This window comes from Halomonas organivorans (assembly GCF_014192055.1).
GTDB lineage: Bacteria > Pseudomonadota > Gammaproteobacteria > Pseudomonadales > Halomonadaceae > Halomonas > Halomonas organivorans.
Genome location: NZ_JACHXM010000004.1, coordinates 97,590 through 122,619, shown reverse-complemented (window position 1 = coordinate 122,619; position 25,030 = coordinate 97,590). Strand labels below are relative to the sequence as shown.

20 protein-coding genes are annotated in these 25,030 nt (G+C 65.0%); all 20 read right to left on the bottom strand.

Features of this window, described 5'->3' with window-relative positions; genetic code table 11:
• Nucleotides 1–57 precede the first annotated feature (57 nt).
• Nucleotides 58–1,767 carry a methyl-accepting chemotaxis protein gene (locus tag FHR96_RS06260; protein ID WP_183386797.1) on the bottom strand — a complete coding sequence of 570 codons (1,710 nt, stop codon included), beginning with the start codon at nt 1,765–1,767 and terminating at the stop codon, nt 58–60.
• A gap of 27 nt (nt 1,768–1,794) precedes the next feature.
• A complete protein-coding gene (locus FHR96_RS06255; RefSeq protein WP_183386796.1) occupies nt 1,795–2,856 on the bottom strand; it encodes a protein-glutamate methylesterase/protein-glutamine glutaminase in 1,062 nt (353 codons plus the stop codon).
• A gap of 264 nt (nt 2,857–3,120) precedes the next feature.
• On the bottom strand, nt 3,121–3,993 hold the full coding sequence (locus FHR96_RS06250; protein WP_183386795.1) for a CheR family methyltransferase: 873 nt from the start codon (nt 3,991–3,993) through the stop codon (nt 3,121–3,123).
• Nucleotide 3,994: 1 nt separating this feature from the next.
• Nucleotides 3,995–6,181 (bottom strand): methyl-accepting chemotaxis protein, encoded by a 2,187-nt coding sequence (locus tag FHR96_RS06245; RefSeq protein ID WP_183386794.1) that lies wholly within the window; start codon nt 6,179–6,181, stop codon nt 3,995–3,997.
• 87 nt (nt 6,182–6,268) lie between these two features.
• Nucleotides 6,269–8,008 carry a methyl-accepting chemotaxis protein gene (locus FHR96_RS06240; RefSeq protein ID WP_343066343.1) on the bottom strand — a complete coding sequence of 580 codons (1,740 nt, stop codon included), beginning with the start codon at nt 8,006–8,008 and terminating at the stop codon, nt 6,269–6,271.
• Between the two features lie 56 nt (nt 8,009–8,064).
• Nucleotides 8,065–9,681: a methyl-accepting chemotaxis protein gene (locus tag FHR96_RS06235; protein WP_183386793.1), complete on the bottom strand. Its 1,617-nt coding sequence runs from the start codon at nt 9,679–9,681 to the stop codon at nt 8,065–8,067.
• Between the two features lie 69 nt (nt 9,682–9,750).
• The gene (gene cheW, locus FHR96_RS06230) at nt 9,751–10,248 is read right to left on the bottom strand and encodes a chemotaxis protein CheW (RefSeq protein WP_183386792.1); all 498 of its coding nucleotides are present in this window, start codon (nt 10,246–10,248) and stop codon (nt 9,751–9,753) included.
• A complete protein-coding gene (locus FHR96_RS06225; RefSeq protein WP_246392819.1) occupies nt 10,245–12,674 on the bottom strand; it encodes a chemotaxis protein CheW in 2,430 nt (809 codons plus the stop codon). Before FHR96_RS06225 ends, cheW begins: the two co-directional genes overlap by 4 nt.
• Nucleotides 12,675–12,703: 29 nt before the next feature.
• Nucleotides 12,704–13,663 (bottom strand): flagellar motor protein MotB, encoded by a 960-nt coding sequence (gene motB / locus FHR96_RS06215; RefSeq protein WP_183386791.1) that lies wholly within the window; start codon nt 13,661–13,663, stop codon nt 12,704–12,706.
• Complete coding sequence (gene motA, locus FHR96_RS06210) at nt 13,660–14,532, bottom strand: flagellar motor stator protein MotA (RefSeq protein ID WP_183386790.1); 873 nt, start codon at nt 14,530–14,532, stop codon at nt 13,660–13,662. The genes motB and motA overlap by 4 nt, the downstream gene beginning before the upstream one ends.
• Before the next feature lie 226 nt (nt 14,533–14,758).
• Complete coding sequence (gene flhC / locus FHR96_RS06205) at nt 14,759–15,328, bottom strand: flagellar transcriptional regulator FlhC (RefSeq protein WP_183386789.1); 570 nt, start codon at nt 15,326–15,328, stop codon at nt 14,759–14,761.
• Nucleotides 15,318–15,650, bottom strand: coding sequence for a flagellar transcriptional regulator FlhD (flhD, locus tag FHR96_RS06200; RefSeq protein ID WP_183386788.1), 333 nt, complete (start codon nt 15,648–15,650; stop codon nt 15,318–15,320). Before flhD ends, flhC begins: the two co-directional genes overlap by 11 nt.
• 310 nt (nt 15,651–15,960) lie before the next feature.
• Nucleotides 15,961–16,242: an EscU/YscU/HrcU family type III secretion system export apparatus switch protein gene (locus FHR96_RS06195; RefSeq protein WP_183386787.1), complete on the bottom strand. Its 282-nt coding sequence runs from the start codon at nt 16,240–16,242 to the stop codon at nt 15,961–15,963.
• Nucleotides 16,239–17,516, bottom strand: a complete 1,278-nt coding sequence (gene fliK, locus FHR96_RS22680) for a flagellar hook-length control protein FliK (protein WP_183386786.1) — start codon at nt 17,514–17,516, stop codon at nt 16,239–16,241. The genes FHR96_RS06195 and fliK overlap by 4 nt, the downstream gene beginning before the upstream one ends.
• Nucleotides 17,513–17,905: a flagellar protein FliT gene (gene fliT, locus FHR96_RS06185; protein ID WP_183386785.1), complete on the bottom strand. Its 393-nt coding sequence runs from the start codon at nt 17,903–17,905 to the stop codon at nt 17,513–17,515. The genes fliK and fliT overlap by 4 nt, the downstream gene beginning before the upstream one ends.
• 1 nt (nt 17,906) lies before the next feature.
• Nucleotides 17,907–18,311, bottom strand: a complete 405-nt coding sequence (fliS, locus tag FHR96_RS06180) for a flagellar export chaperone FliS (protein WP_183386784.1) — start codon at nt 18,309–18,311, stop codon at nt 17,907–17,909.
• Nucleotides 18,312–18,542: 231 nt separating this feature from the next.
• Nucleotides 18,543–20,249, bottom strand: a complete 1,707-nt coding sequence (locus FHR96_RS06175; RefSeq protein ID WP_183386783.1) for a PilZ domain-containing protein — start codon at nt 20,247–20,249, stop codon at nt 18,543–18,545.
• Nucleotides 20,250–20,355: 106 nt separating this feature from the next.
• Nucleotides 20,356–20,574, bottom strand: a complete 219-nt coding sequence (locus tag FHR96_RS06170) for a DUF2835 domain-containing protein (RefSeq protein WP_183386782.1) — start codon at nt 20,572–20,574, stop codon at nt 20,356–20,358.
• 179 nt (nt 20,575–20,753) lie between these two features.
• Nucleotides 20,754–21,365 carry a sulfotransferase family 2 domain-containing protein gene (locus tag FHR96_RS06165; protein WP_183386781.1) on the bottom strand — a complete coding sequence of 204 codons (612 nt, stop codon included), beginning with the start codon at nt 21,363–21,365 and terminating at the stop codon, nt 20,754–20,756.
• Complete coding sequence (locus FHR96_RS06160; RefSeq protein ID WP_183386780.1) at nt 21,362–24,871, bottom strand: O-linked N-acetylglucosamine transferase family protein; 3,510 nt, start codon at nt 24,869–24,871, stop codon at nt 21,362–21,364. Before FHR96_RS06160 ends, FHR96_RS06165 begins: the two co-directional genes overlap by 4 nt.
• Between the last annotated feature and the right edge of the window lie 159 nt (nt 24,872–25,030).

Here is a 25,030-nt window from a genome sequence, read left to right as displayed (position 1 = left end):
CCTCTTCTCTCGGTCGTCATGGCAATTGCGTGGCCGGCGGCTCGCCGCCGGCCGTGATCAGAATTCTTCCCAGTCGTCCTCGGCCAGGACCGCCGAGCTCTGCCGCGAAGCCGACGGCTCGCTCCTGCCCGGCGCCTGGGGCGAGGGCGAGCTGCGCGACGGCACGGCGGCCGCCTGATCGCCGGCGGCCGGCAGGGCCACGGCGTCGCCGCCTCCCAGGCGGAACACCGCCACGGCCCGCTCCAGCCGCGTTGCCTGCTCCTCCAGGGCCGCAGCGGCGGTGGCCGCCTCCTGCACCAGGCTGGCGTTCTGCTGGGTGACCTGGTCCATCTGGCCCACCGCCTGGCTGACCTGCTCGATGCCGTCGCTCTGCTCCTGCGAGGCGGCCGTGATCTCATCCATGATGTCGGTCACCCGACGCACGGCATCGACCACCTCCTGCATGGTCGAGCCGGCCTGCTCGACCAGCGCCGAGCCTTCCTGGACCTGGTTTACCGAGCCTTCGATCAGGGCCTTGATCTCCTTGGCGGCATCCGCCGAGCGGCTCGCCAGCTGGCGCACCTCGCCGGCTACCACCGCGAAGCCGCGGCCCTGTTCGCCGGCCCGCGCCGCTTCCACCGAGGCGTTGAGCGCCAGGATATTGGTCTGGAAGGCGATCGAGTCGATCACCCCGGTGATATCGGCGACCTTGCGGGAGCTGCCGGCGATGCCGTGCATGGTCTGCACCACCCGCTGGACCACCTCGCCGCCGCGTTCGGCGGTGCCGGTGGCTTCCTGGGCCAGGCCGTTGGCCTGGCGGGCGTTGTCGGCGTTCTGGCGCACGGTGGCGGTGAGCTGTTCCATGCTGGAGGCGGTTTCCTCCAGGGAGGCGGCCTGCTGCTCGGTACGTGACGAGAGGTCGGCGTTGCCGGTGGAGATCTCGCGGGCCCGGCCGTGAATGGCCCCGCTACCCTGGCGCACGTCGCCGACGATGCCGGACAGGCTGTCCTGCATATCGCGCATGGCGGCGAACAGCTGGCCGATCTCGTTGCGGCCCAGCACCTTGATCTCGTTGGACAGGTCGGCCTCGGCGATACGCTCGAGGTTGTTCACCGCCTGGCGCAGCGGCAGCACCAGCAGCCGGCGCAGCGCCACATAGATCAGCACCAGGATCAACGCGGCGAAGGCCAGGATGGCCAGGCCGATGACGGTATAGCGCTGCTCCATGGCGGCGTAGTCGGCCATCATGGTCTTGCCGCGGGTGTCGGCGTAATGGACGAATTCGGTCAGCGCCGCCTCAAGGGCCTGCTGGGGCTCTGCCATGCGCTGGCGCAGCTGGGCGAAGCCCTGGGTATCCACCTGGTCCAGGGTCTCGTAGCCCTGGCGCACCAGGGCCAGTACCGCGGCGAAACTCTCCTCGACCCGGGCCCCCAGGGCCTCGCCCTGTGGCGTGCGCGGCACGGCGGCGTAGGCCTCGAAGCGCGCCTCGGCGCGATCGATCTGGTCTCGGGCCGACGTCAGGCTGTCATCGGCCTGGCTGGTCCGGCCCATCAGGAAGTGGCCGGACGCCGACTGCAGGTCGACCAGGGCCCCGGTCAGCAGCGAGTCGGCGCGATTGATCTCGTTGAGCTGGGCGACGTTGATCCGGTCCAGCGTCGCGAGGGTGTCGCTGGCCGAACGGCTGGCCATCCAGCCCAGGCTTGCCACCACCGCCAGGAACGCCATGAAACACACCAGGACGCCGTTGACGACCTGACTGATACGAAAATTGCGCAGTACCTTGAGCATCGAGACGGCTCCTGTGCCGATGGTTTCCTATACCCGCTGCGCCCGACCAGACGCGGCAACCAGCGTGAGCAGCCGGGGGGCTACCTCGTCCAGGGCGACCACTTCGGCGGCGGCTCCCATGGCGATGGCCTCACGAGGCATGCCGAACACCACGCAGCTGGCCTCGTCCTGGGCCAGGGTCGGCGAACCGGCCTGGCGCATGTCCAGCAGGCCAGCGGCACCGTCCTTGCCCATGCCGGTCAGCAGCACGCCGATGGCATTGCGGCCGGCCTGGGTGGCCGCCGAGCGGAACAGCACGTCCACCGAGGGGCGATGGCGATTGACCGGCGGACCGTCGTCGAGCCGCGCCACGTAGTTGGCCCCGCTGCGCGCCAGCTTGAGATGGGCGTCGCCCGGGGCGATGTAGGCATGCCCGGGCAGGATGCGCTCGCCGTCGCTGGCCTCCTTGACCGAGATCTGGCAGATACGGTCGAGACGCTCGGCGAAGGAACGCGTGAAGCCCCCCGGCATGTGCTGGGTGATCAGGATCGCCGGACTGTTCGGCGGCAGCGGCTGCAGCACGCTGCGAATGGCCTCGGTGCCGCCGGTGGAAGCGCCGATGATGATCAGCTTCTCGCTGGAGACCAGCGGCGCCTTGAGGGTCTTCGGCGCCGGGGCATCGCGACGCCGCGCTCGCTGGGGGCGCGAGCGCGCCGCGGCGCGCAGCTTGTCGGCGATCTCGTCGGCATAGGCCTGCATGCCGCTGCGAATGCCCAGCGACGGCTTGGCCACGAAATCCAGGGCGCCCAGTTCCAGGGCGCGCAGGGTGACCTCCGATCCGGCCTGGGTCAGCGACGAGACCATCAGCACCGGCATCGGGCGCAGGCGCATCAATCGCTCCAGAAAGTCGAGGCCGTCCATGCGCGGCATCTCGACGTCCAGGGTCAGGACATCGGGGTCATGTTGCTTGATCAAGTCGCGGGCCGCGATCGGATCCGGCGCCACCGCCACCACCTCCATGTCGGGCTGGCGGTTGATGATCTCTGTCAGCAGGTCACGTATCAGCGCCGAATCATCGACGCACAGCACCTTGATCCTGGGTGCACTCAAGGGGCATCTCCTCTCCACGGTGGCAGGCGTCACACGGCACGCCAGCCCTGTCGCCGGCCATTGAAAGGGCTATCGGCCGTCTGGTCGGGTTCTTTAAGGAAACACCGCACAAATGCCTGCGCGGGCGAATCGCGGCGCTAAGCGCGGCGGGTGCGCGAGCCCGGAGCAAGCCTCACCGACACCCCACAGGCGCCGGCAGCGGCGCGGCGTGCGCCTTGCGCTTCGCGCCGCTGGCCGATGTGTTCAGCGCTTCCGTTACGGGTCTCAACTTATGGGCTTGCGCATATAGACGGTCTGGCCGCGCAAGCGGAAGGCGTCGGTGGTATAGGAAAAGTTCTCGGAGTGCCCTGCGAACAGCAGGCCGTCGGGCTTGAGCAGCGGCGCGAAGCGCTCGAGGATCCGCGCCTGGGTCTGCTTGTCGAAGTAGATCATCACGTTACGGCAGAAGATCGCGTCGAAGGGCCCCTTGAGCGGCCATGAGGGCGCCAGCAGGTTGAGCGCCTGGAAGTCGATCATCGCCTTGAGCTCCGGCCGCACCCGGGCCAACCCTTCATGACGCCCCCGACCGCGCTGGAAGAAGCGCTTGATGCGCGCCTCGTCGAGCTTGTGAATCTGCTCCAGGGAATAGACCCCGGCCCGCGCCTTCTCCAGTGCTTCGGTGTCGATGTCGGTGGCCACCACCTCGGCCTCCGAGGCCCGCGAACCCAGCGCCTCGGTGAGCGACATGGCGATGGAGTAGGGCTCCTCGCCGGTGGAGGCCGCCGCGCTCCACACCCGTACCGGCCCACGCCGGTCGCGCACGTGGGCCTCCAGCAGCGGAAAGTGATGCGCCTCGCGGAAGAAGGCGGTGAGGTTGGTGGTCAGGGCATTGGTGAAGGCCTCCCACTCCCGCGCCTCGGGCTGACGCTCGAGGCGCGCCAGATAGTCCGCGAAGCGGATCAGGCCATGATGGCGCAGACGCTTGGCGAGCCGGCTGTAGACCATCTCCCGCTTGTGCTCGGCCAGCACGATGCCGGCCCGCTGGTAGATGAGCTGACGGATGCGGGAGAAATCGGCATCGGTCAGCTCGAGGTCGCGCTCGAACTGGCTGCCGCTCGACCAGCCTCCCGGCTCGGGAGTGAACAGATCCCGTGACACGTTAGAATTCCTCCCATTCCTCCACGGCCGGGTCCGACACCGGGGCCGCGCGGGTCACCGGCGGTGCGGCCGAGGCGTCCCGGGGCTGATCGGAGGCGGCCGGCAGTGGCTGGCGCGACTCGCCGCCGCGACGCTGTGCCAGTGACGGTGCACGCTCCATGCCGGCTCCGCGCAGGCGGAAGGCCGCCACGGCGTGTGCCAGTTCGGTGGCCTGCTGGTCCAGCTCGGTCGCCGCCTGGGCCGAGGACTGCACCCGCGCCGCGTTCTGCTGGGTCACCCGGTCCATCTCCATCACCGCCTGGTTGATCTGGCCGATGCCGTTGCTCTGCTCGTCGGAGGCCGCGGTGATCTCGCCCATGATGTCGTTGACCCGGGTCGAGGCCTCCAGCACCTCGGCCAGCGAGGTCTCGGCGCGCTTGACCAGCTCGGCGCCGCCCTCGATCTGCCGCGCCGAACCATCGATCAGCGCCTTGATCTCCTGGGCGGCGGAGGCCGAGCGACTGGCCAGCTGGCGTACCTCACCGGCCACCACCGCGAAACCGCGGCCCTGCTCGCCGGCACGCGCCGCCTCCACCGAGGCGTTGAGCGCCAGGATGTTGGTCTGGAAGGCGATCGAGTCGATGACGTCGATGATCTCGGTCATCTTCTTCGAGCCATCGGTGATCTCGCCCATGGTGCCGACCAGCTGCTGCATCAGCTCACCGGTCTCGCCGGTGCGAGTGGCATTGTCCGAGGCCAGGCCGCTGGCCTGGCGGGCGTTGTCGGAGTTGTGCTGCACCGTGGTGGTCATCTCCTCCATGCTGGAGGCGGTCTGCTGCAGCGAGGCGGCCTGCTGTTCGGTACGCGAGGCCAGCTCCTCGTTGCCGGTGGCGATGTCGCGCGCCGCCGGCGCTACCCGCTCGACGCCGTCGTTGACGTTGCCGACGATGCTGCCGAGGCTCTTGCGCATCAGCTCCAGGGCGCCGAGCATGCGCCCGACCTCGTCACGGCGACGGGTCGGCGCGGAGGCGGCGAGATTGCCCGAGGCGATCTGCAGGGTGAAACGCTCGGCCTCACGCAGCGGCCGCACCAGCGCCCGCAGCTGAATCAACCCCAACACCACCAGCACCAGCAGCCCCAGCCCCAGCATGACGGCCAGTCCCAGCATCATGCGCTGCTCGGCCGTGCGAGCCTGATCGGCCAGTGCGGTGGCCGCTTCCTGCTTGGCGGTGATCAGCGCATTGACGCTGTCCGACAGGGCATTGCCCCAGTCGCGCATCTGCTCGGCGTGAGGCGGAAGCTCCGAGAACACCTTGAAGTTGTCCTCGGCATTGAGCAGCTCCAGGGCATGCTCCAGCCCGGCCTGGCGATATTCATCCAGGCGTTCGCCGAAGGCAGTGGCGGCCTCGCCCTGGTTGAGCTCGCGATCCCGATAGGCCGACCACAGGGTCTCGAGCCGCGTCTCGGCCTGCTCGAGGCTGGCCACCACTTCGTCGCGCTGGTTGATCAGCTCGAAGGGTTCGCGGCTGGTCAGCGCCTGGTGGCTCTTGGTCACCACCTGGTCGATCTGCTGCAGCCGCGCGACGTCCTGCAGGCCATCGCGATCCAGGGCCTCCAGGCGCTGTCCGGCGGCATCGATACCGAACAGCCCCAGTCCGCCGGCCATGGCCAGCAGCACGCCGGCCACCAGCACCATGGCCACCACCTTGGCGCGCATGCTGCGCAGGTTCAGCCGGCCCAGCCGGCCGACGAGCCCACGCCGCTCGAGGCGACCGCGGTTGAGGGTGTAGCCGGTCTTGTGGCCCTCGCGCATGCGCGCATAGACCGCCTCGGCCAGCTCGACCTCGGCGCGCTCCGGCTTGGTGCGCATGGAGGCATGGCCGACGATCTCGCCCTCCTCGACGATCGGCGAGACGCTGGCGTCGACCCAGTAGTGGTCGCCGTTCTTGCGGCGGTTCTTGACCAGCCCCTGCCAGGTCTCGCCGGCCGCCAGGGTGTCCCACAGGTCCTGGAAGGCCGCCGGCGGCATGTCGGGGTGGCGCACCAGGTTGTGGGGCGCCCCGACCAGCTCGTCGCGCTCGAAGCCGCTGACCTCGACGAAGGCCGGGTTGGCGTAGGTGACGCGCCCCTTGAGGTCGGTGCGCGAGATCAGGAAATGATCGTCCTTGAGGACATATTCCCGCTGGGTGACCGGCTGGTTGTTTCGCATGTCGTCAATTCCCTGAAGCGGCGGCCATCTTGGACCGCTCGTTGCTGTTCTGTGATGGCGCCGCGCGAGACGGCACCGGGTCGTCGGTCAGAACGATTCCCACTCCTCGTCCTGACCCTGGCTACGCGTGCGTGCCGAAGCGGCGTCGGCGCGCTCGTCCGACGCGCGTTGGTCCGACACCAGTGACGGCATCCAGCGCGCCAGTCCGCTGTCCTGGCCGGTGTCCGCTCGCGCGGCGAGACGCGGCGCCTCGGCGCCCTCCTTGAGCCGGAAGCGACCGGTGACCTCGCGCAGGCGGCCGGCTTCGGCCTCCAGCTGGGTGGCCGCGCTGGCCGCCTGCTGGACCAGGGTGGCGTTCTGCTGGGTGACCTGATCCATCTGGGTGACGGCGTCGTTGACCTGGGTGATGCCGTTGCTCTGCTCGGTGGAGGCGGCGGCGATCTCGTCCATGATGTCGCTGACCCGCTGCACCGCGGCGACGATCTCGGACATGGTCTGGCCGGCCCGGTCGACCCGCGCGGAGCCGGCCTCGACCTGGCTCACCGAGTCCTCGATCAGGCCGCGGATCTCGCTGGCCGCATCCGCCGAGCGGCTGGCCAGGCTGCGCACTTCCTGGGCCACCACGGCGAAGCCGCGACCGTGCTCGCCGGCTCGCGCCGCCTCTACCGAGGCGTTGAGCGCCAGGATGTTGGTCTGGAAGGCGATGGCGTCGATGGTGCCGATGATCTCGGCTACACGCTGGGAACCGCGGTGGATCTCGTGCATGGTCGAGACCACCTCGCCGACCACTTCGCCGCCCTGCTCGGCGGTGCGAGTGGCATCGGCGGCCAGCTGGCTGGCCTGCTGGGCATTCTCGGCGTTCTGGCCGACGGTGGAGGACAGCTCCTCCATGCTCGAGGCGGTCTCCTGCAGCGAGGCGGCCTGTTCTTCGGTGCGCGAGGACAGGTCGTTGTTGCCGCTGGCGATGCTCTGGGAGCCCTGGAAGATCGAGTCGCCGCTGGCACGCACGCTGCCCACCGTCTCGGCCAGGCCGTGCTGCATCTTGTCCAGCGAGCCGTAGAGGCGGCCGATCTCGTTGTTGCCGAGGCGCGGAATCTCCTGGGACAGATCACCCTGCTCCATGCGCTCGAAGTAGCCGACCAGCCGGCCGAGCGGGCGGATGACATTGACCGTCACGCCCCACAGCACCGCGGCGATGGTCAGGGCGGCGATCACCAACGCGGCGACCATCAGCCCCTTGAGCAGGCCGACCTTGTCGAAGAAGTTGCTGTAGAGCGATGCCCCGTTACTCTCCGCATGGCGGAAGAAGTTGACGGAGTCGGCGTAGAAGGTATCGGTGAGCTGCTCGACCTCGCCGTGCAGATCGCTGAAGGCCTGGGCGCTGCCCTCCTCCAGGGCCTGCTGCTGGGGGCGCAGGCCGTCGCTCATCAGCGCCGTGAAGCTCTCCTCGACCGGCGCGATCAGCTCCGCCTGGCCGTCCTGCGTCGGCAGGGCCAGGAACTCCTGGAAGGTCGCCTCGATCTCATCGAAGGTGCCGGTCAGGGCCTCGGCCTCGGCCTGCACCGCCTCCCGATCGTCCGGCCACACGGCCTCGGCCAGGCGGGCGTGCAGGTTGCGCAGCTCCATCTGCGCGAACAGCATCTGCGAGTTGGCGCGGTTGAGGGTGGACTGCTGGTCCACGTTGACCTGGTTGAGGGAACGCAGCGAATCCTCGCTGTAGCGCACCGTGTAGAGGCCCAGTCCGCTCAGCACCAGGATCAGGACGGCAAACACCGCCAGCACCAGGCTCCAGCTGACCCGAACGGTCATGTTGTCGAGAAGCTTCACGACTCTCTCCCTTGCTGTGGGGCGGCAGGCACCGCCCCGATAATCGAATCTCGTCTTCAGGCCTCGGCCGGCGCCGGCGAGCGGGCCTCATCCGCCGCCGGCAGCGCCACAGGCGCCTCGGCCTCGCCGCCCTCTGCGAGCCGGAAGTGGGCAACCCGCTCGCGCAGGTGCTGGGCACGCGCCACCAGCCGACGCGAGGCGGTGCCGCTGCCCTCCACCAGGCCGGCATTCTGCTGGGTCATGCGGTCCATCTGGGTGACGGCAACGCCGACCTGCTCGATGCCCTGGCGCTGCTCGCGGGTCGCCGTGGAGATCTCCTCCACCAGCCCGCTAAGGCGCTGGATGTCGCCGGCCATGCCGGCGATCAGGGCATCGGTGTCCTTGACCCGCCGGCTGCCCTCCACGACCTGGCCGTCGGAGCGTTCGATCAGCGCCTTGATCTCCTGGGTCGCCTGGGCCGAACGGCTAGCCAGGTTGCGCACCTCTTCGGCGACCACGGCGAAGCCGCGGCCGTGCTCGCCGGCCCGCGCCGCCTCCACCGAGGCGTTGAGCGCCAGGATGTTGGTCTGGAAGGCGATCGAGTCGATGGTGTCGACGATCGAGGTCATCCGGGTGGCGCTGTCGTTGATGGCGTCGATGGCCGTCACCACCTCGGCCATGGCCTGCCGGCCGCGCTCGGCGCTGCCGGCGGTGTCCGCGGCGACCTCGCGCGCCTGGTCGGCATGCTCGGCGTTGTGGCCCACCGTGGTGGTCAGCTGTTCCATGCTGGAGGCGGTCTCCGACAGTGCCGCCGCTTGCTGCTCGGTGCGCGTGGCCAGCTCGGCGTTGCCTTCGCCCAGGCTCTCGACCTCGAGGTTCACGGCGTCGCTGTCGCGATGGATGTCGCCGATGGTGGTGGCCAGGGCCCGACGCATGCGCTCGATGTCGAACAGCAGGCTGCCGCCATCGCCCTCGCGCAGGCGCACCTCGCGGGTCAGGTCGCCGTCGGCGATGGACCGCACCGAGGCGGCGGCATAGCGGGGATCGCCGCCCAGCGAGCGGGTCACGCCGCGAATCACCATGGCCATGCCCAGACTCACCGGCACGCCGACCACCAGTAGCGCCAGCAGCGAGCGCGTCAGCGAGGCCAGGAAGGCGGCATCGATGTCGTCGATGTAGACGCCGGTGCCGATCGTCCAGCCCCAGGGCGCGAAGCGCTCGTGATAGGACGACTTGGGAATCGGCTCGCTGCCTTCCTCATGGGGCCAGAGATAGTCGACGTAGCCGTCATCGCTGGCCACGTCCTGGGCAAATTCGCGGAACAGGTAGCGATCCTCGACGTTCTGGAAGTCGCCGACGTCGGTGCCCACCGCCAGGCGCGGATGGCTGAGCAGCGCGAAGTCGTCGTCGAAGACGTAGAGATAGCCGCGGCCGTCGTCATACTGCATGGCCTTGACGATGGCGGCGGCACGCTGCTTGGCCTGCTCGACGCCGATCTCCCCGTTGGCGGCTCGCTCGGCTTCGGCCTCGATTGCCCCCTTGGCGAGGTGGACGTAGTCCTGGAGGGCCCCGTGGCGCTCCTCCAGCATGGTCTGGCGATTCTCCCAGGCGCCCCAGGCCACCATCAGGCCCATGGCCAGCCAGATGATGCCCAGGGATCCCCACAGTTTCTGTGTCGTTGTCAGCTGGCGCACGCGTCACCTCTTGTCGGGTGTGTTGTTGTTCTGTATCGAGGGTGTGGTTTCCCCTTCAGGCGCGTCGGCTCACTCGCTTACCGAGTCGACCAGCGCCATCTCCTGGCTGGTCAGCAGCTTGTCGATGTCGACCAGCACCAGCATGCGATCCTCGAGGCTGCCCAGACCGCTCAGGAAGTCGGAGGACAGGGTCACGCCGAATTCCGGCGCCGGCTTGATCTGCTCGGGCGTCAGGGTCATGACGTCGGAGACGCCGTCGACCACGATGCCGACGATGCGCTCGCCGACGTTGAGCACGATGACCACCGTCTGGCCGCCGTACTCGACGTTCTCCAGGCGGAACTTGATGCGCAGGTCGACGATCGGCACGATCACGCCGCGCAGGTTGGTCACCCCCTTGATGAAGTCCGGGGCGTTGGCGATGCGGGTGACGTTCTCGTAGCCGCGGATCTCCTGCACCTTGAGGATGTCGATGGCGTATTCCTCGTCGCCCAGCGAGAACACCAGGAACTCACGGTTCTGCTCTTCGGTGGCGGCCAGGGCGGCGTCGGTGGTCTGGGTGGTCATGACGGCTCTACCTCCTTGCGGGAAAGGGTCGTGGGGGCGGCATCGACGCGCTGGCCGCGCCGCGCCTCCTTCTTGGCTCGATTGAGGCGATGCAGGTCGGTGATATCGAGGATCAGCGCCACGCTGCCGTCGCCGAGAATGGTCGCCGCCGAGACGCCAGGCACCTTGCGGTAGTTGGTCTCGAGGTTCTTGACCACCACCTGCTGCTGGCCGATCAGCTCGTCCACCAGCAGGGCATAGCGGCGGCCCTCGCCCTGGACGATCACCGCGATCATCTCGTCGAGCTCGGTCTTGGCGTCGGTCACGTCGAGCGCCTCGTGGACGGGCACCACCGGCAGGTATTCGTCGCGGACCTTGAGCACCACGTCGTCGCCGGCCATGGCATAGAGGTCGTCTCGGCTGGGCTGCAGCGATTCCAGCACCGCGGACAGCGGCAGGATGAAGACCTCCCTGCCGACCTTGATCGACATACCGTCGAGGATCGCCAGGGTCAGCGGCAGCACGATGCGGATGGTGGTGCCCTCGCCGGGCCGGGACATGATCTGGACGTTGCCGCCCATGCCCTGGATGTTGCGCTTGACCACGTCCATGCCCACGCCGCGGCCGGAGACATCGCTGACCTCCTGGGCAGTGGAGAAGCCCGGCGCGAAGATCATTTGCCAGACCTCGTCGTCGCTCATGCCGTCGGAGACGTTGAGGCCGTTTTCCCGCGCCTTGGCCAGGATCCTCTCGCGGTTCAGGCCGCCGCCGTCGTCGATCACCTCGATCAGGATGTTGCCGCCCTGGTGCTTGGCCGACAGGGTCAGCTTGCCGGTGCGCGGCTTGCCGGCGGCCTCGCGCGCGTCCGGCGCCTCGATGCCGTGGTCCAGGCTGTTGCGCACCAGGTGGGTGAGCGGGTCGATGATGCGTTCGGTCAGGCTCTTGTCGAGCTCGGTGGACTCGCCCTCGGTGACCAGCTCGATTTCCTTGCCCAGCTTGCCCGCGGTCTCGCGCACCACGCGCGGGAAGCGGCTGAACACGAAGTCCATGGGAATCATGCGCACCGACATCACCGCTTCCTGAAGGTCGCGGGCGTTGCGCTGCAGCAGGTTCATGCCGTTGTGCAGGCCGCTGTGGTTGACGTTGTCGAGTTCGCTGACGGTCTGGTCGAGCATCGACTGGGTGATGATCAGCTCGCCGACCAGGTTGATGATCTGATCGACCTTTTCCACCGAGACGCGGATCGAGGTGGATTCGCCGCCGCCGGACTTGGCCTTCCTGGCCTTGGGCTTGTCTTGCTTGGGCTTGTCTTGCTTGGGCTTGTCGGCGGCCGGCTTGGGCGTCTCGGCCTTGGCGTCGGCAGCCGGCGCGGCGACGGGCTCGGCAACGTTCTCGGGCACGGGCTCGTCGGCGTCCGGGGCCGGCGCCTCTCCCGCGGCAGGAGCGTCGGACCCCGGAGCGCCGGCCGGCTCAATCCGAAGCTGGTCCGGCTCGACGATGAAGCCCATCACCGCCTCGATGTCCTCGGCGCTCACCGCGGTGGCCAGGGTCACCCGATAGCAGCTCGCGTCGCCTTCCCGGGCCTCGATCTCGCCGAGCTGCTCAAGCTCTTCCACCAGCAGGCCGCGATCCTTGTCGCCGACGTTGATCAACGACACCGTCAGGCGAGGCTCTCCGGCCCCGGCGGACGAAGCCTCGGCATCGCCCTGCTCGATCCTGAGCTGCTCCGGCTCGACGATGAAGCACATCACCGCCTCGATGTCCTCGGCCCCCACCGCGGTGGTCAGGGTCACCCGATAGCAGGCCGAATCGCCTTCGCGGGCCTCGATCTCGCCGAGCTGCTCGAGCTCCTCCACCAGCAGGCCGCGATCCTTGTCGCCGACGTTCAGCAGCGACACCGTCAACCGCTTTTCGCCGCCACCGCCGGACGCCGGCTCGCCGGGCGACGCTTCGCCGGGCGACGCTTCGCCGGGAGTCGGCGCGGGCTCGGGGGCGGAAGCAGCGGGCGTGTCCACCGAGGACTGGCCCGGCACGCCATTGGCCCCATCGAGCGCCTGGCCGATCTCCTCGAGCGCCAGCCGCTGCAGGGTCTCGCAGATGCGGGCGAAGGCTTCCTGGTCGGGTTCTTCGTCGTTGCGATAGGCGTCCAGCTGGTCGTGCAGCATGTCCTTGGTTTCCAGAAAGGTGTCGACGATGTCCCGACGCAGGGTCAGCTCGCCCTGGCGGGTGTGATCGAGCAGGTTCTCGAACAGGTGCGTGGTCTGCTGCAGGACGTCGAAGCCGAAGGTCCCGGCGCCGCCCTTGATCGAGTGCGCCGCCCGGAAGATGGCGTTGAGCTGCTCGGCGTCGGGGTCGTCGACGTCGAGCTCGAGGAGATAGCGCTCCATATCGGCGAGCAGCTCCTCAGCCTCCTCGAAGAAGGTGTCATAGAAATCAGTGATATCCATGCAGTTCCCCACCCAGATGTGTGGTGCCCTCAGGGCGATGATGCCGGGCCCAGGGCCTTGTTGAGTTGTTGGTTGAAGCGTTCCAGCGGCGTCTCGGCGGATGGCTGGCGATTGCCGCCACCCAGCGTCGAGGGCAGCCCGAGGCCGTTGACCACCCGCGGCGAGCGAATGCGCTCGGCCACCGCCTCGAACAGCACCAGCAGCTCGATGCGCCGATTCATCGGGTCGCTGGGCTCGGTATCGGGCATCGGCACCTGATCGGCGAAACCCGCCACGCGCAGCAGCTTGCTGGCATCCAGCCCGCCGGCCACCAGCTCGCGGCGCGAGGCATTGGCCCGCTCGGTGGACAGCTCCCAGTTGCCGTAGCCGCGGATGCCGTTGAGATAGGCCAGGCTGTCGGTGTGCCCGCTGATGCTCAGGTCGTTGGGCAGCTCGTTGAGCAACGGCGCGATCAGGCGCAGCAGGTCGCGCATGTAGGGCGCCACCCGGGCGCTACCCAGCTCGAACATCGGCCGCTGCTCGGTATCCAGCAGCTGGATGCGCAGTCCTTCCGGCGTCATGTCGAAACGCAGCTGGTCGCGCAGCTGCTTGAGATCGGGGTCGGCCTCGATGGCCGCCTCGATGCGCTCCTGCAGGTCGCGGAAGGCACGCCGCTGGCGCTCGCTGGGCCGCGTCTGCTGGCGCAGGTCGATGCGCGCCCGCTCGCCCTCCTTGAAGGTCGGATCGGGACCGCCGCCGGGAATCACGTTCTCGCTTACGGCCACGCGATCGCCGCTGGTGATGGCGGCCACCAGCGGCGTGCTGAAGTACTGCGCCACGCCTTCACGCTGCTCGCGGCTGGCCGAGGAGAGGATCCACATCACCAGGAACAGCGCCATCAAGGCGGTCATGAAGTCCGCCAGGGCAATCTTCCAGCTGCCGCCATGGTGAGACTTGACGACCTTCTTGCGCCGAATGATGATCGGCCGGCGGTTGTCCCCCTGACTCATGCGCTCCCCACACCCGCCTTGGCTTCACGCACGTATTCCTCGAGCTCGCTGAACCCCGGGCGCTCGGCGCTGTGCAGCGCCTTGCGGCCGAACTCCACGGCCAGCTGCGGGGCATAGCCGTGCAGGCTGGCCAGCAGGGTGACGCGCATGCACTGCAATACCTTCTCGACTTCCTTGGTCTGGCGCTCGATGCGGCTGGACAGCGGCATGATGAAGCCATAGCCGAGCAGGATGCCGAGGAAGGTGCCCACCAGGGCGTGGGCGATCATCACCCCCATCTGCTCCGGATCGGCGGCGGAGGCGCTCAGCGCCTTCACGACCCCCATCACCGCGGCGACGATGCCGAAGGCCGGCATGGCATCGCCGACCTTGTGGATGGCGTCGGCGGGGATATGGGCTTCCTGCTCGAAGGCCTCGATCTCGTGCAGCATCAGCTCGTCGAGCTCCATGGGATCCATGCTGCCGCTGACCATCAGGCGCAGGTAGTCGGTGAGAAAGGCCATGATCACCGGATCGGCCAGCACCTTGGGGTGCTCGTTGAACAGCGCGCTCTCCGAGGGGTTGTCGATGTCGCGCTCGATGCCCAGCATGCCGTCGCGGCGAATCTTGGCCAGGATCTTGTACTGCAGCGCCATCAGATCCATGTACAGCGCCTTGTCGTATTTCTTGGAGCGGCGCAGCCGCGGCAGGATACGGAAGGTGGCCTTGAGCGCCTTGCCGTTGTTGGCAGCGACGAAGGCCCCGATGCCGGCGCCGCCGATCATCAGCAGCTCGGTGGGCTGGAAGAGCGGCCCCAGGCTGCCCCCGGCCAGCACGAAGCCACCGAAGACCGACAACAGAACGACCAGATAACCAATGGGAATCAGCACGACCGAATGACCCTCGTCGACACGTGAATGACGTTACTGTCGAAGCTATCGGCCGGGACCGGGCAGGCTTGAGGGTGCGGGGCGAGAAAAGGGGCGAGAAAGTTGCCGCTGGCGGGAATGTCGAAGTGCGCTTCACCCAGACGAAGAGACCGCCTCCGGCCGAAGGGCCGAAAGCGGTCTCGTCATTGATCAGGCGCCGGCTAGCCACCGAGTCGGCGGCCAGGACTCAGGCCTGGCGTAACGCTTCGACCGACATCGGTTTGGCCACCGATGCCTCGCGACGCTTGCGGGTCTTGCCCGCCCGGGAGGGCGGCTGGCAGATGCCGCAGACGTAGTCGTGCGACGGGCTATGGGCATGGGCCACGAAATGCCCGTGGCAGCGACCGCATTCGGAAAGCTGAAGCTGGTCGCTCTCGAAGAAGCGCACCAGGGTCCAGGCCCGGGTCAGCCCCAAGACCGCCTCGGCGCCATCGATCTCCACCTGCTCCAGGTAGAGGCGATAGGCCTTGATGAAGGCTTCCATGCGCCCGCAGTCATGGTCCTCGAGCAAGCGCCGGAAGACGTTGTAGAACAGCGACGAATGGATGTTGGGCATCCAGGTGATGAACCAGTCGGTGGAGAACGGCAGCATGCCCTTGGGCGGCGACATGCCACGCACTTCCTTGAACAGCCGAATCAGCCGGGCGCGGCTGAGATCGGTCTCGGTTTCCAGCACCTGGAGGCGAGCCCCCAGTTCGATCAGGTCGATGGCGAGCTGCACCTGCTGCAGCTCGTCCAGCAGGCTCTTAGCCGACATGATCGCCTCCCTGCGACAGCATGGAGCGCGACGCCATCAGCAGCGAAGAGTGGAAATGGGCGAGCCCCTGGTCACGAGGGTTGTCGACCACCTGACGCAGCTGGTCGGCCCCCTCGCAGCCCAGATGGCACAGCAGCTGGTTGGTATTGGCCAGGCGTGCCAGCTGCTGGGCGTTCAACGAGGTCAGGAGATCGGCCATTTCCTCATCGATCTTGAGGCGGAACATGGCTTCGACCCGGTCGTCATTCAGCAACCGTTGGGCGAGTAACAGATAGGCGAGATTCATTTCCCGAATCTCGTCGACGTGCGGATTGGTTTTCATAATTCCCTGCTTTTATTGGCATATTCCTGCGTCACGGTCTATCGCCGTGCTCGTTTAGGGGAAGCCCCCGTACCACGAAATGCACAACATACCGGCGTTTGTTGTCATTTGTGTAACATTGTCACCAGGGTCGCCCGTTTTTCAATGCACCGCTGCCAACGCTGGCATCGCGACGACCTTGATCCATATCAATTTGTTGAAAAAGCTTCCCACAAAACATCTTCTTAGAGTGTCGCACTAGAAGTAAATCATACTTAGATTTTAACACTTAATTACAAAAATGATGCTTGAGGATGACTTCCCTGGCGCTTTACGGCTGACCGGAGTCCCCCGCCATCTCCCGCACCCAGACCAGCAGCTCGGCGATCACCTGATAGAGCCGCGGTGGAATTTCCTCGTCCAGGTCGAGCTGCATCAGCAGGCCCACCAGCTCGGGGGCATCGTGCACGAAGACGCCCTGTCGCCGCGCCTCCTCGACGATGCGCTCGGCCAGCTCGCCATAGCCCTGCGCCACCACTCGCGGCGCCCCCTTGGCCTCCTGATAGGCCAGGGCCACCGCCTGACGCCGGGACTGGCGATCCGAGTCGTTCATGGCATCTCACCTGAGGCCGCATCCAGCCGCAGCCGCACATCATCGAAACCATGCCCCGCCAGGCGACGGCGCAGCACCTCCAGGCCCGCTTCGAGCCGAGAACGCGCCGCCTCCTCGTTCACTCGCAGGTCGATGTCCAACCTGGCGTCGCGCATCCACAGCGAGACCTTCATGGGCCCCAGGCCGGCCACGTCCAGGTCGAGCTCTGAGCGCCACCCCTGTGACTCGTTGCGCCGCTCGCCCGAGGCCTCGTCGCCCCCCGGCTGGCCCTCGCGACGCCCCTGGGGCAGTTGGATCACCAGGGCCATGAACAACCCCGACCAGACATCGCCCTCCCAGCGCAGGTTGGGCGTGGCCAGCATCTCCAGCTGGTGGCGCACCAGGTGCTGCAGGCTCTCGGGAACGGCATCGCGCCGGCCATCGATCGGCAGCGTGGCGGCGGATGGCGACTGGCCGGAAGACGCGCTCGAGGGCGGCCCGGCCTCCGCCGACGCGGCCGGCACCGTCGTAGCCTGCATGGGGGATGGCGTCGTGGTGGGCGGCGGCGTGACAGGCGTCGCCGGAATGGCCGTCAAGCGCAGGGCGCCGGCATTCGCGGAAAGCGGACCGGACGGCTCCACGCCCGACCGCGACAACGCACCCGCCTGGGGCAACATGGGCACGGGCGGCATGGCCGCACGCACCCGCGCGGCCAGGAGACTCGTGGCCTCGGCCGCCCGCCCTTCCCCCGACGGCGAGGTGGAGGCCTGGAGCAATGGCACGAAGCGCAGGGTCTTGAGCATCTGGGGCTCGCGATCGAGCTGCTGACGCGACAGCTCGCCCTTGTACCAGCGCGCCAGGTGGGCCTCGTAGAAGAGCCCGCTGTCGCGGATGCTGCCCGCCAGGCGCTGGGCGAGCTGCTCGGGGGCTGGCGTAGCATCGGCGGACATCAAGGGTGCGGCGGGCGAGACCGCCGAGGCCGGCGCGGGAAAGCGCACCAGCAGATCGGCGATGGTGCGCGCCGTGGCGCTGAAGTGGGTCAGGGCAGAGAGCGGGGCTCCCGGGGAGGCCGGTGCCTGGGAAGGGGTGCCACGGGAGGCCCCCTTGGCCGCCTCGCCGGCCGCGGGAGCGGGCGCTCGGGCGTCGAGCCGCGAATCGCTGTGCACGGCCTTCGGCGCCTCGGAAGGCGCCGTGGGCTTGATCGGCTGGTTGAGTGGCTTGGGCGCGGGCACGTCGACCCGCTTACCCAGCACCTGGTGCAGAAGGGTATCGATCAGGGGCGTGATGCCGCTCACATCGGGCCCTGGCCGAAGCGGGAAGCCGCCTTGAAGACCTGCGCCCCGGCGTTGCCGTAGGCGCGCTGCAGGTCCCGCTGGCGACGCGAGGTGCCGATCAGCTCACCCAGCTCATCGCGACGCTGCATGAGGTGGCGACGCACCTCCAGATCGTTCTCGAGAATCCGCTCCAGCAGTTCGGCCTTGCGGTCCTGGGCGGCCTTCCCCAGGGAATGCCGGGCGTCCAGTTCAGCGATGTGCTCGACCTGCTGGACGTAGTCGGCTTCCTGGTCCACCAGCGCCGACCAGTCGGCCTCGCGCGCCAGGACCAGCATGCGCTCGCTGCGTGCCAGCAGGGCCTGGTAGCCGGCGATCACGGCTTCCTGCGAGGCCTCGGGGGTGTCCGTCATGTCAGCCTCCCGCGGCTTGGGCCTGGGGATCGATCTCGCGCCAGGCCGAGGCGATGTCGTCCAGCAGCTGCTCGGCCTCGTCGAGCTTGGCTACCTCGTTGTGACGGTTGGCCGACAGCAGCAGCCGGGCGATGTAATCGTAGAGCGAGGCCAGATTCTGGGCCACCTCGCCGCCGCGCTCGGCGTCCAGCGCCGCCGCCAGGCCACCGTTGACGATCTCCAGGGCCTTGGAGATCGACTTGCCCTTCTGGGTGATATTGCCGGCTTCAATATGAATGCGCGCTGCACGGATGGACGCCTTGGCGCCATCGAACAGCATCACGATCAACTGATGGGGGCTGGCGGAGATTACACCGCTCTCGACACCCACCCTCGCATAGGCGCTCGCGCCTTTCATCGCCGCCATGGTTCTGCCACTCCTTAGATCAATGGACGATATACCTCGTCGGGGACGTATCCCACCGTCGAGCCAGCCCCCAGACCTTGAGCTTGAGCCTGAGCGTCGCATCGGCGCTATACATCGGTATCCCCGGCACAGAGGCATCTTCAAGCCACCGCCCTGCCTGACGGCGTGAGGCTCACCAGTCTGACAAGATCCTGCTTCCACGGGTCAGGCAAACACACTTCGCCAAGCGAACTATTTCTGGCTATCGGCGGTTTCCGACTCCACTTTAGGGCCGACCCGCACTTCCTCAAGCGGCTCGCCGAGCCGCTGAACGACCTCGCCGAGCAGCACTTCGCCCAGCGCCTCGCCGGGCGGGTCGATGGATTCGGTGAGCTGCACCCGCGCGGGCCGGCCCTGGTCGTCGACGCCCTGCACCCAGGCCAGCCGGCCGCCGGCAAAGCGCACCAGCGAGCCCACGGGAAAGAGGCCGAAGCGGCGGATGTAGCGCTTGACCCAGCGCTGATCGAAGGCCTGGTCATGGTCGAGCAGGTAACGATAGATGGCCCCCACCGGCCAGGCCGGACGCCCGCCGAGCGGACGGCGCAGGGTATCCACGACGTCGACCACCGCCGCCGCACGCTCCAGTTCGCCGAGCGCCTCGCCGTCGAGCCCGGCCGGATAGCCGCTGCCGTCCAGGCGCTCGTTGACCCGCCGCACCACCGAGCCGAACACCGCGGAAGACAGCCATTGGCAACCCTCCATGCGCTTCTCCAGACGAGCGACATGCTCGGGCAGCTCAGCGGGCCATGCCTCCTCGGGGCTCGCTCGCTGCCACACGTCATCCGGCAACAGCGACTTGCCCAGGTCATGCACCATGGCGCAGGCCACCAGCGCCTTGCGCAGCTCATGCGGCACGGAGACCCGCCCCACCAGGTCGAGCAGATGCACGGCCATCCCCAGCCCGTGCCCGACCAGCCACGATTCGTCGTGCAGGCAGTGGCTGGCGAACAGCAGCGCTTCATGATCCTCCTCGTGGAGCAGCAGTAGGCGATCGGCATGCCGCGAGAGCTGCACGCCATCCACCTCGTTACCATCCCTGAGCTCCAGCATCTGGGCGTCCAGATAGCCGGCGATGCGCGAGAGGCGCCTGGCCATCGGCGTGGCGTAGGCCTTCATGCTGCGCCGCCCCACCTCCGGCCCGGACGCGGCGGCCCCCTGGAACAGCAGCGACGGCAGACGCGAAGCCTCGCCGCCCTCCACATGGCGCGCCGCCTCCTGCTCGATCTCACGCACCAGGTACCACAGCTTGCGCTCCTGATCGGGGCCGTTGCCCGAGAAGCGGAAGCCTGCCATGACCGCTTGTCGCTCGGTATCCACGCGACGATGACGCGCCTTGCCACGCAGTGAGCAGCGGGTGCCGTCGGGGAAGCACAGTTCGATATCCAGCGGCAGCGGCGACTCGGCCAACAGGCTCGAGGCCGACAGCGGCAGTTCCAGCCGGCAGCCCTCGAGCGACAGGTCCTTGAGATCGCCCTGCACGCGCTTGCCTTCTCCGTCGCGCAGGATGGCCCCGACCTCCATGCCCAGCCTGAGGCGGGCACGAAAGGTCTCGCGGCGTTGCAGCACTTCCAGGTGGTAGGGATAGGGGCAGCGGCAGACCAGCCGGCCATCCTGCTGCCGGCACTCCTGCATGGCGAGCTCGGGGGTGCGCACCATCTTGCCCTGGGCCTGGCCCAGCAGCCGGAACGACTTGCCCCGCTGGAGTTCGCCGGCGACCTCGCGGATGGCGCTGATATCCAGCGAGAGCTCCTCGCCGGCCCGCTGTTCGGCCAGCAACACCGGCAGCGGCTCGCTGCCCTCGCCCAATTGCAGGGAGGCGCCACCCGGCTCGCTCAACGCCTCGAGCAAGGCCTCGATCTCGACGGGGCTCTCCACCCGGGTGTAACCATCCTGCACCATGCCCTTGCTCTCCCAATCGACCGATTCAGTAACGGGGTAACTATCGACCGAAGCGCAACGATCTTGAGGCCGCTGGGGAGGTGGAGAAAGAATGGCGCCGAGGCCACTACAGCCGCTTGATGCCCAGGAAGCGCCCCTGCGCAGAGAAGGTCAGCCGGAACACGCCATGTACGCCATCCCGAGCCACCACCCGGCGCAGCGCCTCGGCCGGAAACGCCACGCTACGCCCATCCAGGCTACGGGTATGCACCACGCCCACCCGGCCCTCGTAGTGGGCCAGGCAGGCGTCGGGGGAGAGATTGAGGGTGATGTCGATGGTGGGCATGGCGTGTAGGGAGACGGCATTGGCTTGGCCGCTGATCACTTAAAGCAAGGCTGGCTATAGTATTTTTACGATTCATCCTGTTTGCCTATAAGGAAAACAAAAAAACCAAAGCATGCTACCATAAAAACACGACAGCGGCTTAATGCTCACAGCCTTGTGGAGAGCCACCAGTCAAAATTTCAAACAACAGGTCTTTCATAACCAAAAAAATCAAAGTCCAAACCATATACTTCAACAATCATCTCCAACGATTCTTTACATAGCTTATATTTTAAATCCAAGCTTCCAGTCACATTAACTTTTTTTGCGGGGAATGGAAAGCTCAAGCCTGTAGCACAACTTACTCTACCAACCCATTCATCGCCAAACCCCTCTTCTTGCCGAAAAACATCCGAGCCTGGCAAAATAAATTCCCACTGAGGGCGCAAATGATTATCATATATGTACGGGTTTTTCTTTTGCTCTTCCAACGCACTACATATCCAGACATTCATGTCATCATCACGCCCCCCACATCGATATTTATACTCACTAACCACCCTATCCACAGGGTGCCTGACAGTAGCAAAAATATAATCAAACTTCCCTATATTGAAGTTTCTCTTCACACGCTCCGCCTCGGCATGTTGAGGAGAACAAAACCTGTGGTTATTCAAAGTCCCTTGAAGACCTGGGTCTTTTTCAAACACCCCAAAACCATTATCTCTGAAAAAGTGCTCAACCGATGTCCCTCCCGTTTTCGGAACATGGGAGTAATACAAAAACACTCCATCTCTCACAAAAACAGTCATTGAATTTCAACCTCTTCGGGATTTACGCCATACTCGCCTGACATTTCTTTTACCAGATCAACAGAAATTCGACCGGAAAAGCGAGACCTCACTCTTCCCCAAAAAACTTCCCGATCACTTCGATTTCCTCCCCCTGACAGCTTTTTATTATAATCAACCTCCACCAGCACACTATCACTGGAATAAACATAAACACCAAGAGACCGCGCGATAAAAGTCAACTCATCATCTGCGCAATGGGATGAATAGCCGGAATACAACAATTCTCCACCATAGACCTCATCAACCCAACTGGATCTAACCATTCCAAAAGAAGCAATCCTCCCCCGCCACTTACCGTCATTAAAGCACAATAAGCCAGCGTTGGATGACTCAATATCATTATATGCTTTCTTAAGCCACAACATCCCAGGGAAGGCATCTTGGGCGCAATACACCACATACTTGGAATCCAAGCACCCATAAGCAGAATTTATAGTCTTTATGAAACCCTGCCTCAATGTATCCATGAGAATAAAAACATGGCAACTCATACCAGCCCTATCCACCATAGCTTTTGCAGCCCTTTTACCTTCCTCCAAATTAATGCATGGCATGAGAATCGAAATTCTGCTAGAAGGATATTCTCGGATCAATTCGAAAGACGAAGAATTTATCACTGTAATGTTTGCATAGCCACTCACATCAATATAACCAGGGCGACTCTTGATGGCCCTTAGGCCCTGATGACTCCATGTTCCAAAGCTTTTGTTTTCGCAAAAATCGGAATGGAGAAAACCTCCCCCCCCTCGAACTTCAAGACTACGGTCAGAACCACAAGCAGCGGAAAAGAAACTCGAGACCAAATATTCTAACTTCTTCTCTCTCTCACGACTCAAAAGTTTCAACCGCCCTTCATCAGGAATAAAGAGCGCTTCGCCAGATAATTGATTCGGTACACCATGACCACCGCCACTTCTATCTCCAAACAAGTGGCGACCAGCATTCATCTCCTTGAAACGAAAAAACCTAAACCCATTCCGGCCAGCCCAGTCTTGAAGATCTCCAAACTGTGACTGGCTCTCATGTGTCGCCTGAAAAGCCACTTTTACTTGAATAAGCAAAGTTCCTTCGAGCTTTTTCTCACCATTTTCAAGGATCTTGATCGCGTCATGCTGATCGTCCAGCACCAGCATATCAACACTGGCAAGGCCCTCTATCTGGTCGAGTGCGACAGTATTGATGGGCAGTTCGGCGAGCACCTTCCGCTTATCCTTTTGACACTCCGGCTGTTGCTCTTCTGGCAATGGCTTTAGTGTGCCACCTTTCTCAGCATCAAGGGTCGCGTACAGGGTTGCGGGCTGGCCATCGCCAAGCAGCGCATGGGGGTAGTGATGCAGCTCCCCAAACGTCTTCAGTTCTTCGATCCTGTTATTCAGCAAGCTGGCAGGATCAAAACTGATGACCGCGAGCTTCCCGCTTTCCATCCATTGGGGGTAATCCGGGTGACGGGGTAGTACAGCCGCATTATCAATGATGGTAATGGGTTCATCAAAATCCCATTCGAACGCCGCGCTTTCCGAAGCATCCTCTTCTCTAGCCTCAACCAACTCGACTAGCTCATCTTCACCAGTGAACCAGGCTTCACCTTCCTGATTGAATGTCAGCGCTTCAGGGGGCTTGTCATCACAGTGCCGCTGCCAGATAGCTCTCAGGGCATTGTTGAAATGATTGGCGAAGCGAGGCGCGTCACACACCGGAGAATAGTGAAGCACGGTACGCAGGCCGGCCCGAATCAAGGCCAGGTTAGGCAGGTCATTCGCGAGCTCCAGCACCCGCTGGCGATATTCTTCCCAACTGCCAGTTACCAGCTCCGGCATGCCGGCATTGATCAAGTGAGTGGCGCTATGGCGGCCCGCAAAGGTCGGCCCCGGCAGAGTCACGACCGGCACACCCATCAGCATGGCTTCGCAAGTGGTCAAGCCGCCTGAGTAGGGCCAGCTGTCCAGGGCAATATCAATGCGCTGGTAGGTTGCGAGGAACTCTGCATGCTTGGTGGGTCCTTCGAGGATCACGCGGTATGCCTCGATGCCGTGCCTTGCTAGAGTTTCGCGGATCCATCGGCAGAAATCTTCGCTTTCATACTGGGCACCACGCAGTAGCAGGCGACTCTCTGGCAGCTCGTGCATCAATTTGGCCCATTCGCCCAGCAACGTCTCCCCGATCTTGGCAGGATTATTCAAACACCCAAGGGTCACATAGCCGTTCTTGACGGCCGGCAGGGAAGCGGTAGCCGGTGCATAGGGGCAGGGCATGTAGCAGATGTAATCATCCGGCAGCCTGATCAGTTTTTCGGTGTATTGATCGTCCACGCCTGCGGGTGTCTCGATAGAATCGGACAACAGGTAGTCGATGGAAGACAGCCCCATGGTATTGACCAAGCCTCCGACCCACTTGACGCAGAGCGGCGCCGGCCGCATGGAGATGGCCTGCAGGCAGCTGCCATCCCCATGCCCCGAGAGATCGATCAGGATATCGATGGCATCGTCACGAATTTGTTGGGCCAATGCTTCTTGCCCCAGATGGCGCACCGGCCGCCAGACGCGAGTGGCCTCACGAATCTTCTGCGTCACATAGTCGTCGTGATCATTGGTAGTATAGGCATAGAGATGGATATCCGGGCGGCTATGCTCCATGGCCGTGGCGATCATCTGCCCCACCGGATGGATACGAAACCCGGAAGAAATCAGGCCAACACGCAACGGCTTTGCCGGATCCAACCGATTGCCAGACGCGGGCAGCGGCGGTAAAGCGAAGCGACTATCCCACCCCGTGGCGAAGTCGATAATGTCCTGCTGGCTGACATCAGGGTTGTAGTGCTTTGCAAAGAAGATATTGGAGTAAGCCATGACATAGTCAGGCTGCTGCTCCAGCGCCCGCTGGTAATAAGACTCGGCCAGTTCGTACTGTCCGATATCCTTGTAGAGGTTGCCCAGATTATTGTAAACGGGCGCATGCCCCGGATAGTCTCGCTCGAGCTTCTGGTAAATATCGAGTGCCTGACTGAAATATTTGGTCTGGTACAGCAGGGAGCCCACCAGAACCCCGCTGCGGAAATCGTCATATCCTTGTTCTCGCGCCTTGCTGGCATGCTCCAGCGCCTTGATATGCTTACCCGCCGATTGCAGCATCTCCGCCAGGCGGTACTGGGCCGGAGCATAGTCAGGCTGCAGCTCCACGGCGCGTGTCTGGTAGCGCACGGCCTGGTCATGATCACCCTGTCGATAGTAGACGGCTGCCAGGCTGGTCAACGACAGGGGATCCGCGTCGTTGATTTCCACCGAGCGATGCAGATGCTCCAAAGCTTCTTCTACGCGCCCCCCCTCGAGCAGCGTGGTGCCCAGCGCCTTCCAGGCGAAAGCGCTTTTCGGATAGCGTTGGGTCATCGACTGGGCCGCCTGTTCTGCGTCGGCCAGGCGTTTGGCCTCATAGAGCCCCATGAAGCGATCGACCTCCGGCTTGGGCACGCCCAGGTCCGCGTTACGGGGCAGGCGCCCAGGATGCTGGGCAGAACGCTTCGCGGATGACGGGCGAGTCGACGTCTTCTGGCGGGACTTTTTCCTGGCCATGGAACCCTCGATGAACTGGATAGGCACGGATTGGCGATTGCCGCCAATCTAGCAAGA

Coding starts and splice junctions, on each gene's coding strand:
- FHR96_RS06175 (WP_183386783.1), bottom strand. CDS start 20,249: ATGGTGCAGGATGGTTACACCCGGGTGGAGAGCCCCGTCGAGATCGAG.
- flhC (WP_183386789.1), bottom strand. CDS start 15,328: ATGTCGGCTAAGAGCCTGCTGGACGAGCTGCAGCAGGTGCAGCTCGCC.
- FHR96_RS06225 (WP_246392819.1), bottom strand. CDS start 12,674: ATGGATATCACTGATTTCTATGACACCTTCTTCGAGGAGGCTGAGGAG.
- FHR96_RS06245 (WP_183386794.1), bottom strand. CDS start 6,181: ATGCGAAACAACCAGCCGGTCACCCAGCGGGAATATGTCCTCAAGGAC.
- flhD (WP_183386788.1), bottom strand. CDS start 15,650: ATGAAAACCAATCCGCACGTCGACGAGATTCGGGAAATGAATCTCGCC.
- fliT (WP_183386785.1), bottom strand. CDS start 17,905: ATGACGGACACCCCCGAGGCCTCGCAGGAAGCCGTGATCGCCGGCTAC.
- FHR96_RS06195 (WP_183386787.1), bottom strand. CDS start 16,242: ATGAACGACTCGGATCGCCAGTCCCGGCGTCAGGCGGTGGCCCTGGCC.
- motB (WP_183386791.1), bottom strand. CDS start 13,663: ATGAGTCAGGGGGACAACCGCCGGCCGATCATCATTCGGCGCAAGAAG.
- FHR96_RS06165 (WP_183386781.1), bottom strand. CDS start 21,365: ATGACTGTTTTTGTGAGAGATGGAGTGTTTTTGTATTACTCCCATGTT.
- FHR96_RS06170 (WP_183386782.1), bottom strand. CDS start 20,574: ATGCCCACCATCGACATCACCCTCAATCTCTCCCCCGACGCCTGCCTG.
- cheW (WP_183386792.1), bottom strand. CDS start 10,248: ATGACCACCCAGACCACCGACGCCGCCCTGGCCGCCACCGAAGAGCAG.
- fliS (WP_183386784.1), bottom strand. CDS start 18,311: ATGGCGGCGATGAAAGGCGCGAGCGCCTATGCGAGGGTGGGTGTCGAG.
- FHR96_RS06260 (WP_183386797.1), bottom strand. CDS start 1,767: ATGCTCAAGGTACTGCGCAATTTTCGTATCAGTCAGGTCGTCAACGGC.